5 protein-coding genes are annotated in these 10,448 nt (G+C 49.1%); 3 read left to right on the top strand and 2 right to left on the bottom strand.

Going from position 1 to position 10,448, the window contains the following annotated elements; genetic code table 11:
- Together MJZ26_13735 and MJZ26_13740 are read right to left on the bottom strand one after the other, a co-directional pair.
- Positions 1-3,632, bottom strand: a 3,632-nt coding sequence (locus tag MJZ26_13735; GenBank protein ID MCQ2106839.1) for an SNF2-related protein, incomplete at its 3' end; no start/stop codon positions are given.
- Between the two features lie 115 nt (positions 3,633-3,747).
- Positions 3,748-6,054 (bottom strand): NADP-dependent malic enzyme, encoded by a 2,307-nt coding sequence (locus tag MJZ26_13740; protein ID MCQ2106840.1) that lies wholly within the window; start codon positions 6,052-6,054, stop codon positions 3,748-3,750.
- Between the two features lie 187 nt (positions 6,055-6,241).
- Between MJZ26_13740 and MJZ26_13745 the strand changes: the two genes are divergently transcribed.
- The 3 genes from MJZ26_13745 to MJZ26_13755 all read left to right on the top strand — a co-directional run bounded on the left by MJZ26_13745 (position 6,242) and on the right by MJZ26_13755 (position 10,443).
- On the top strand, positions 6,242-8,857 hold the full coding sequence (locus MJZ26_13745; GenBank protein MCQ2106841.1) for a BspA family leucine-rich repeat surface protein: 2,616 nt from the start codon (positions 6,242-6,244) through the stop codon (positions 8,855-8,857).
- A gap of 43 nt (positions 8,858-8,900) precedes the next feature.
- Entirely contained in the window at positions 8,901-9,098 is a 198-nt protein-coding gene (locus MJZ26_13750; GenBank protein MCQ2106842.1) for a hypothetical protein, read from the top strand.
- A 562-nt stretch (positions 9,099-9,660) separates the two neighbouring features.
- Positions 9,661-10,443, top strand: a complete 783-nt coding sequence (locus MJZ26_13755) for a hypothetical protein (GenBank protein ID MCQ2106843.1) — start codon at positions 9,661-9,663, stop codon at positions 10,441-10,443.
- The last annotated feature ends 5 nt before the right edge of the window (positions 10,444-10,448 follow it).

Genomic DNA, 10,448 nt, shown 5'->3' on the forward strand with positions numbered 1-10,448 from the left:
GTCTCGCCGGTGTTCACCGTCATCTCGGCTATGGCCTTCTTGCTTTCCAGGAGGGCGTTGATCTTTTCTTCGAAGGTTCCCTTGGTAATAAAGCGGTGAACCTGGACGTTCTTGGTCTGGCCTATTCTGAATGCACGGTCTGTTGCCTGGGCTTCAATGGCGGGATTCCACCAGAGATCGTAATGTATAACCTGGGATGCCGCCGTCAGGTTAAGGCCCGTACCAGCTGCCTTCAGCGACAAGATAAGAATCTTCTTCTCGGGATCTTCCTGGAAGTTCTTCACCATGTTATTGCGCTGGGACTGGCCACAGCCCCCGTGATAAAAGTCCGCCTTAATTTTCAGTTCGCGGTCAATGACTTCCTGAAGGACTTCACCCATCTCGCGGAACTGGGTAAAGATCAAAGTCTTTTCGCCCTGCTCCTGGATTGCTTCCAGCAGGTCCAGCAACATCCGGAGCTTTCCGGAGTCATCGACCTCGGCAACGCCTTCTTTTAGGAAGGTCCGCGGGTGATTGCAAATCTGCTTTAGCGCGAGAATCATCTGGAGGATGATTCCCTTGCGCTTGAACAGCGTGCGGCCGCCCAACTTGTCCGCGGCCTCCATAGTGGCAGCGGAATCCAGCGATACGGCAGCCTCCACGGATTCGTCCAGAGCCACGGCATCCGCTGTACTATCCAGCGCAAAATCCGTCACAGTCCCTGTAGTATCGCCGTTAATATCAATGGTCGGTTCGCCGCCCAACGTCTGCAATTCTAGCAGGAAACGGTCAAGCGTCGTCTTGTAAAGAGCCGCCTGGGTGCGGGTCAGTTCCGCATACTCATCCTGCTGAATCTTGTCGGGCAGGTCGCTGATGATGGACTTGTCCGTCTTCATACGACGAAGCATGAAAGGCGCTGTCAACTTCTTGAACTGCTCCGCCACAATGGCGTCACCGCGTTTCTGGATAGGCGTTTCGTAGCGGTCGCGGAACTGGGTCGGCGACGGGAAGAAACCGCGGTTGCAGAAATCCATGATGGTCCAGAATTCCATAAGGCGATTTTCCACCGGAGTACCGCTCATGGCAATTTTCATGGGAGCGCTCAGGCGGCGAAGAAGTCGGCTCTGTTCACTATCGGCATTCTTGATATTCTGGGCTTCGTCAATGACAACAATCTGCCAATTCAAGGCGGAAATTTTCTTGTAGTCAAGACGGTAGGTTGAATAAGTGGTAATCAGGATATCCGCATCAAACTTTTCAAGATTGCGGCTGGCCCCATGGTAGGCAAACACAGTCAGGTCCGGGGCGAACTTCTTGATTTCCATCTGCCAGTTACAGAGAAGACCTGCGGGCACCACCACAAGGCAGCGACCACTTTCAAATAGGCCCTCCTGCTTTACCTTAAGGATAAAGGCTATCACCTGCAAGGTCTTACCCAGGCCCATGTCGTCGGCAAGGATACAGCCAAAACCGATTTGCAGATTCTTGTACATCCAGGAATAGCCGCGTTCCTGGTAAGGGCGCAACGTGGCGTGAAGATTCTCGGGCAAGGATATATTGGTTTCGGAGCGCCAGTCGTCCAACTGTTTTTTCAACCCGTCGGTCATGGTGACCGGAACTTCGTCGCACTTGCCCGTAAGGCATGCCTGCACAAGCTTTGCCGTGGTGAACTGGGTAGGCCGGGATTCTTCCTCGTCATTTTCATCCTCGGAGCCAGCGGCTTCACGCTCGTCCACCCTCTGCTTCAAAAGCTTAAGGTCGTCCTCAGTCACCTGGACATACATAGACTTGTACTTCAGCATGCCACCGGCTTCCTCGGCAAGTTTCAGGAATTCCTCGGCAGAGACGTTCTCGTTTCCGATGGCCACTTCCCAGTCAAAGTCCATGATATCTGTCTTGGTAAAGACATTGGCGCCGGCAGCCTTTCCAAAGGAGCCGTTCAGTTTCATCTGGGACTTGGGCCGCTGAATATTCAGCAAAGAAGGAGGCAACTCTGTTACAATACCAAAGACCTCGAACTTCTTGATGGAGCTGGTCAGGAAATCATTCAGTTGACGCCCATACAGCATGATGGGAGATTCTGCACGGTTGGCAAGATAGGCCTTCATGGGGGCAAAGTTTTCAGCCACGCAGTTCAGGATGTTCATCAAGGAAAGGAGCCTTGAATCTGAATTACGGAACAGTTCCGCCAAATGAACCAGGCGGTCCCCATCCACAACGAAAACATCCATGGCGATTTCACGGCCCACCTCGTTACAGACGAAACGCATGCGGGTATCGAAATTAAGCTTGCTATAGACCGAGAACCAGTTCTGGATCTTTTCTGGAATCTGGAGATTTGCTGCACTCAAGGTGCCCGAGGCACCGTTGAAGAAGAAGCCTAGCAGGTTTCCGTGAAGGATTTTTCGACCCTCAACGCGGGGGCGACCGTAGCGCAAAAGTCTTCCGATAAACAGAGAAAGCACATGTTCTGCCGCATCGGCAAATTCGGTACGTTCCCCATTTTCCTGGGTATAGGCAAAATCAGCGGGAACCCATTTTTCAAGTTCCGTTACTACCGCCAGCACCTCGGGAAGCATTTCAGCCGGCAGCCAACGGATCTGGGCCGTATTGCTGGAAATCCAGAACACCTGGGGATACACGGCGGCGCAGCGCACCAGGTGGAAGGCAACCTGCAAAAGCAGGTGAAGGTAACGCACCGTAATGTGGTTACTCCACACACATTCCTGGTTCAGCTTGCAAAGGGCAATCATGATATCGTCGGCAGTCAGGTTGGAGCCAACGACTCGTTCATCGTCCAGTTGCTCAAATCTAAAACGCCAACCCCTGCTATGGATCAGGCGCAGCCTTTCCTTGTTCATCAGGAAGGTGGTATTCTTCTGGGTGCTGAAATCTTCGACAAAATGCTTGAAGTCGCCGCAGTATACGAAGGTGGAACGGCACTGTTCCAATTCGTCTACAAAGCTCTTCTTGAAGTTTCCGCCGGCAAAATCCGGGCAGTTGGTCAGCATGGCGGGCAGCACGTGGGAATAGTCCCGCCACTCGTCGAACTTGAACTCCGGCAGCCGCGGCGGCAGTTCCTCTCGCGGGCGAGGTAGGGGCCGAACCATGCCCGGCTCCTTGGGAACATCGGTCTCCCCCACGTCAATTTCCGCATCCTTCAGTCCCTTGAGATCCAGCCCGTGCAGCTTGAAAATCAGGAAGGGGTCCTCACCCATCATCTGGCCAACCTTCAGGAGGGTCGCCACAATGTAACGGCAAGGCAGCGGGTCTTTGCAGTCGCAGTTCATGTTCACGCTGTCGGCAAGGTCGAAAAGTTCAAGATTGCAACGGTCCAGCAGGATTTCGATGGACTGACTCAGGGAACCATTGTTCAGCGCGGCAAGTTCCGCAGGCTGCTGCCTCAGCAGGCTAATAAACACCTCGGCCTTGGCATCGTCAAACTTCTTGAATACAGTGTAGGTATTATGGGTACCGCCGGCCGGCCCCTTGACTGTAGACATGACACGGTTATCCTGGATTTCGAAAGACACCAGGTTCCCCTTGGAAAGCAACGCAAAGGCCTTCTCGAAATCCCGCGCAGAAGCCTTGCGCAGGACAGAATCGAGCCATTTCTTGCTCCACCAGGTATTGCCGTATACACCGTATTCCATTTCAGCCAAATATAATAAATTTGCTCATTTGAGCAACTAATTTAAGGTAAAAAAGCGCAGGATCAATCCCACGCTTTTTACTCTGCGGCAGTTACGCCGGCAGTTCTTTTGCCAATTACTTCTTCAGAAGCTTGCGAGCCTTATCCAGACGTTCCTGGACGATAGCGTCGATGACGGCAGCCACGGTCAGGTTGAAGATGTCGTGGACAGAGGCTTCGGAGTCGGTAAAGTGAATCGGCTTCTTCAAGCCCATCTGAACAGGACCGATGGATTCGCCAACGCCCATTTCCAAAAGCATTCTGTAAGTGGTGTTTGCAGAAGAGAGGCACGGGAAGATGAGAGTGTTCACATCCTGACCCTTGATGGTATTGAAGGGGAACTTCTTGTCGCGAAGTTCCTTGTTCAAGGCCACATTCACCTGCATTTCGCCATCTACGGCGTAGTCGGGATACTGTTCGTGAAGAATCTTCACTGCATCGCGGACGCTGCCAGCGGTACCCAGCTTGGAGCTCTTGTCAGCACCGAAGTTGCCGTAAGAAAGCATTGCCATCACCGGTTCGTGGGCGAAGAACTTCACGGCGTCGTGAGTGAGCTTTGCAATGTCAACGAGAGTTTCGGTATCCGGGTCGCGGTTCACCAAGGTATCTGCCAGGAAGAAGGTTCCCTTCTTGGTAGAGAGAATGTGGAGGGCGCCGAAGTGCTTGTATTCTTCGCGAATGCCGATCATCTTCTTGGCGAGGCTGATGTTGGTAGCAAAGCTACTGTTGGAACCAGAGATCAAGGCATCGGCGTCACCGTTCTTCACCATCATCATGCCGAAGTGGTTGTGTTCCGGCATTTCGTAGGCGGCCTTTTCGAAGGTTTCGCCGTTACGACCGTTTTCGGCAGCATACATTTCGGCATACTTCATGCGGCGCTTGTATTCTTCCGGAGAACGGGGGTTCACGATTTCAAGACCGGAAACATCCAGCTTTTCGATAGCAGCAAGTTCCTTGATGCGGTCCGGGTTGCCCAGGAGGATCGGGAATGCAATGCCTTCGTCCTTGGCCTGGATTGCAGCCTTGATCATGTTCACGCTGAGGCCTTCGGTGAACACCACACGCTTGGGGTTAGAGCGAGCCATGTTTTCGTATTCACGGATCAGCTTGTTGTCGTAGCCCATCATGTCGCGGAGGCTGTCTGCGTATGCATCCCAGTCCTTGATTTCCTTACGGGCAACACCGCTTTCGATAGCAGCCTTGGCAACGGCGATAGACACGTCGGTCAACAGGCGCGGATCCAGGGGCTTCGGGATAATGTAGTTACGGCCGAAGCTGAAGCGTTCGGAGTTGTAGGCGATGTTCACTACATCGGGCACCGGCTTGCGAGCAAGTGCTGCAATGGCGCGAACAGCGGCGTGCTTCATGTGTTCGTTAATAGCAGTAGCACGAACGTCCAAGGCACCGCGGAAAATGTAGGGGAAGCCGATCACGTTGTTCACCTGGTTAGGATAGTCGGAACGGCCAGTTGCAAAGATAACGTCTTCACGTGCGGAAGTTGCAACGTCGTAGGAAACTTCCGGAGTGGGGTTTGCCAAGGCGAACACGATGGGGTTCTTTGCCATGGACTGGATCATTTCCTTGGTGAGGATGTTGGGCTTGGAAAGGCCCAGGAACATGTCTGCACCCTTGATGGCTTCTTCCAGAGTCTTCACGTCGTCACGGTCGGTGGCGAAGAATTCCTTTTCCGGAGTGAGCTTGCCGCGGCCCTTGTAGATGACGCCCTTGGAGTCCAGCATCACCACGTTTTCCTTCTTGACACCCAGGGAGAGGTACAGCTTGGTGCAAGCCACAGCGGCAGCACCTGCACCATTCACCACCAGCTTGATCTTGTCGATTTCCTTGCCGGCGATTTCCAGAGCGTTCACGAGAGCTGCGCTGGAAATAATGGCAGTACCGTGCTGGTCATCGTGCATCACGGGGATGTCCAGTTCCTTCTTCAGGGTTTCTTCGATTTCGAAGCATTCCGGAGCCTTGATGTCTTCCAGGTTGATGCCGCCAAAAGTAGGAGCGATACCCTTCACGATTTCGATAAACTTCTTCGGGTCCTTTTCGTTGACTTCGATATCGAAAACGTCCACACCTGCATAAATCTTGAACAGAAGGCCCTTACCTTCCATCACAGGCTTGCCGGAAACGGCACCGATGTCGCCAAGACCGAGAACTGCAGTACCGTTGGAAATAACGGCAACCAGGTTGCCCTTGCCGGTGTAGTCATAAGCGGCTTCCGGATTCTTTTCGATTTCCAGGCAGGGAACAGCTACACCCGGGGTGTAAGCCAGGCCAAGGTCGGTCTGAGTGCTGTACGGCTTGGTGGGCACAACTTCAATCTTACCCGGCTTGCCGTTGGCGTGGTATGCGAGAGCCTTTTCTTCAAAAGTCATTATTTTCTCCTTGTGTGTTTCCGTTGCGGGCAAATTAAGCAAACCCGCCTAGGGAACGTTTTTTCGCGCCCAAAGATAGTAATTTACACAAATAATGTAAAGTTTTAGGTATATTTTCAACTTAATCGGGAATGAATAAGATTATTCATGAACACTCCGTCATAAAAAAACAAATCCAAATATTATTATGCTCCGACTAATTCACTTGTTGACAGTAGTCCTTATCTTCTGCAGCTCCGCTTTTGCACAGGCAGAAGATTTTCCTTACAATAAGATTTACTCTCAAGTCGGCTCCATTTATAAAGGTGAAAGTGGATCTGCAGTCCGCTGGTTTATTGCAATCAAGGATTATACCGAAGACGACGTCACCGTAAAAAAGGGATCATTGGTTTTCTTCCCATCCAATGGTGTTTCGGGAACCATGCAGGAGCCTTCCCCAATCACTCCCCGTTGCGGTTACTTTCCTTGGCTTTGCTACACAACATCAGATTCCATCAAAAGCGTACTTTTTGTGGATGGTATCGTCGCTCCGCGAGATGCCAGCCATCTACTGGAAGGACTTAGAAAAGTCACACATATAGACGTTTCTGGACTGAATACCGCGAACACCAGGGACATGTCCTTTATGTTCCATCGCACAAGTATCGCAAATACAATTGTTGGAATAGAAAAGTTTGATACTAAAAACGTTACAAACATGCAAAGCATGTTCGACTACTCAAATGTAGCATCATTGAATTTGAAAAATTTCGACACGAAAAACGTCACAAACATGTCAGGAATGTTTGCAATGTGTTACGGATTGAAAGACCTGGATATCAGCAGCTTCAATACGGAAAATGTAACGGATATGGCGGATATGTTTTCAGGTGTTCAGGTCAAGACACTGGATGTAAGTCATTTTAACACAACCAAAGTCACAAACATGGGCGGTATGTTTGCCGAAATGTGGGCTATAACTTCCCTAGACTTAAGCAATTTTGATACAAGAAATGTAACAGACATGTCTTGGATGTTTTATAACAGCCACCGTTTGGTCAGCATCGATGTCAGCAGATTCAACACAGAAAATGTTGCTAACATGAAAAATATGTTTGGCAGTTGCGATAAATTAACTGTGCTAGATGTTTCCAAATTCAATACAGCTAACGTGACTGATATGAGTGGCATGTTTAATGGTTGTGCTTTGGTGGAAGTATTGGACGTTTCCAAATTCAATACAGCCAAAGTAACCAACATGGCGGATATGTTCGGTAATTGCAGACAAGTGAAGACACTTGACCTTCGCAATTTTGACACTCGTAACGTAACCGACATGTCTCAGATGTTTTCGAATACAGGGTTATTCAGATCGTTAGACCTTTCATCATTCAACACATCCAATGTAACCGACATGCATGGGATGTTTCATAATGTAAATGTTACTGAGCTGAATCTGGAAAACTTTGATACACAAAACGTCACTAACATGAAAAGCATGTTCGAGTATACGAGGATGTCTTCACTGGATCTCAGTTCATTCGACACACGGAACGTAACTGACATGTCTTCGATGTTTTCCTACAACGTCAATTTGAAAACCCTCGACTTAAGCAACTTCAACACAGCAAATGTCACCACGATGTTCGCGATGTTTTATCGTTGTTCAGGATTGAAGTCCTTAAATATCAGTCACTTTGACATAAAAAAAGTTAAGGATACATACTATATGTTTGGATCCTGCAGCGCCCTTAACAAACTGGACCTAAGCAGTTTTGTCACGACCGACCAAATATCCATAAGCGCAAACATTTTCGATTACATGCCTGCTTTAGACACTCTTATTCTTGGGGAAGGTTGGAGTAAGGAAATTCCCTTGCCCAAGAAGCGGATGATTTGCGACAACACCTTGCCTACGGTAGACACCACAAAGACTGACGGAGTCGGCCATACCTATGTTGCAAGACCTCTTGTAGAAATTACAGTTAATAAGATTGGCTCCGGCACTGTAAAAATCCCATCGCCAGCATATCTTTGGGACACCCTTACCGTTACCGCTATTGCAGATGACGGTTATGAGTTCAGATCTATTTCCAGCAAGGACGTAGTCATTGAAAACGGAAAATTCGAAGCATCCAAGGAGATAATTGCCATAGACGTGGAATTCGCGAAAGTCTACAACATCACCTTCAAGGATGAAGACGGCAATGTTCTGGAATGTTCCGGGATTATTGATGCCGGAAAGACTCCATCCTGCGAAGGTCCCGAAAAAGAAGGCACACCCAAATACACTTACACATTTGCCAGTTGGTCTCCCGAAGTTGTCGCCGCCGAAGCCGATGCAGAATACACTCCCCTCTACACGGAATCCATCAACAAATACAAGGTGACATTCCTGGATTTTGATTCCGCCACGGTCATTAGCGAGTTCGAATTGGACTACGGCTCCATCGTGGAAGAACCCGATGATCCCAGCAGAAAGTCTACTAAGGATTTCTCCTACAGTTTCAAGGAATGGTCTCCTGAAGTTGCATTTTTCTTGACAGAAGACGTTGTTTATTATGCAGTCTATGACAGTATTGAAACAAACACCACTTTCGTTGTTCACAACGCCGCCATGTCCAAGTTAAACGTCCATGTTTCCGGCCACGAACTTCAAGTCTGGAACTATACCGCCAATAGCCGATACACATTGATGGATATGCAAGGCCGCGTCCTGTCCGATGGAGTAGCAGACCGCAATCACCTCAGCCTAGATGTTCCCCACGCAGGTTCCTACATGCTTCGCGTAGGAAACCAAACCCAGCGAGTACTTGTTCATTAGCAATATTTTTTGACATCGTTGGAATTATTGCCACAAACGGTCTGTGAGCAACACTGCAGACCTAAGGGCAACAATTCAAACTCGAGTAGATGCAAAGTTCGACGCAAAGATCGAGACCCCAGAGGAATTCAACGAAGAAACTGCCGCTGCCATGGAAGAAGCACGCGCCATCGCCAAGGGCGATATCTACGCCAAGAGATACAACTCCTTTAGCGAAGCCATGGAAGAATTGAAAGATTAATGCTTACCCGTACAGGCAGCCACTCTAATTTGTTGAAGAAATAACAGTAACGGGGAACGTAATTTCCATACTTGGCTATAGATGCAAAAAAGAGCCCCGCCTCCAATGAGACGGGACTCTTTTAGTTTCTTGAACAACCGACCCCGACTTTCGTCAGGGAGACTGTTGCGAGGGACTCACGCCACCGAAGAATTAAACTTCTTCAATGCTTGCGTGGACATTGCCGAGGCGAAGGTGTTTCTGGAAACGCAGGCCCACTTCGATTGCCTGGTCGCAGAGGTTGGTCTTGTCAGCACTTCACCGGTGGAACGCATTTCAGGACCAGCTTAATGACTTGTTCCCGAGTTTCAGAGTTGTAGTTGACCTTTGCCATTGTTTTACCTATTGAGGTTGCGCAATGAATATAGTAGCTTATGCTACCCTCTTATTAAACTCCAACATAGTCCAGTTTAGGAATACGGACAAAACCCCTTGTCAGAAAAAACGCATCCATAGTCTTTATTTGATTTAGTTAAATTTCTGCCATTGGTTTGATTTGTGCAACACTCGACCTCGGAGATTCATGATGCGTCCTAACTTTCTAAAACTCGCAGCGACGTCTATTTTTCTAAGCCTTTTTGTACTGGCTTGTGGAGATGACGACAAGGGAGGCAAAAATCCAGTCCAGGTAGAAACCGAGGACGACTTGTCTGAAATAGCTTGCGATGCAGATCACCGCGGCGAAGAACGATATGTGGAGGAATCTGAAAAGACGTTCGTTTGCCAAAAAGATGATGACACATGGACTTGGGTAGAACAATCTGCGAAATCATCCAGTTCTTCTCGCGGAACGTCTAGTTCCAGTGAAAAATTCAGCTCCAGTTCAAGACCTATCTCAAGTAGCGCAGATACTACGATTGTTCCTCCTTGCCGAAACGATAAAATCGATACCTGCGTTTATGGCGTTCTTACGGATAGTCGTGACGGTCGTAGTTACAAGACCGTAGTGATTGGCAATCAGGTCTGGATGGCTGAAAACCTGAATTACGATTCCGGTGACGATATGAGTTTTTGCCTATATGCCAATGATTGCGAAACTTACGGCCGACATTATGAATGGTCTGCCGCAGCAGATTCCGTCAACACCGGCGATGGGCTTTCAAATTGCCCCGTAAATGTAAAGCAGAAAGGCATTTGTCCTGATGGCTGGCATATTCCTAGCCTTGATGAATGGGAGACGTTGTCCGGAAGTGTGGGCAGAAAAGTGGCGAGTATCAACCTGAGAAGTAGCGAAGGTTGGGAAAATTACGAAAAAGAAAATGAGGCATCATCAACATGTGTGGAAGCATTTAGGCAGCCTTGCTAGATGAT

It is taken from the genome of Fibrobacter sp. (genome assembly GCA_024398965.1).
GTDB lineage: Bacteria > Fibrobacterota > Fibrobacteria > Fibrobacterales > Fibrobacteraceae > Fibrobacter.

Coding starts and splice junctions, on each gene's coding strand:
- MJZ26_13740 (MCQ2106840.1), bottom strand. CDS start 6,054: ATGACTTTTGAAGAAAAGGCTCTCGCATACCACGCCAACGGCAAGCCG.
- MJZ26_13745 (MCQ2106841.1), top strand. CDS start 6,242: ATGCTCCGACTAATTCACTTGTTGACAGTAGTCCTTATCTTCTGCAGC.
- MJZ26_13755 (MCQ2106843.1), top strand. CDS start 9,661: ATGATGCGTCCTAACTTTCTAAAACTCGCAGCGACGTCTATTTTTCTA.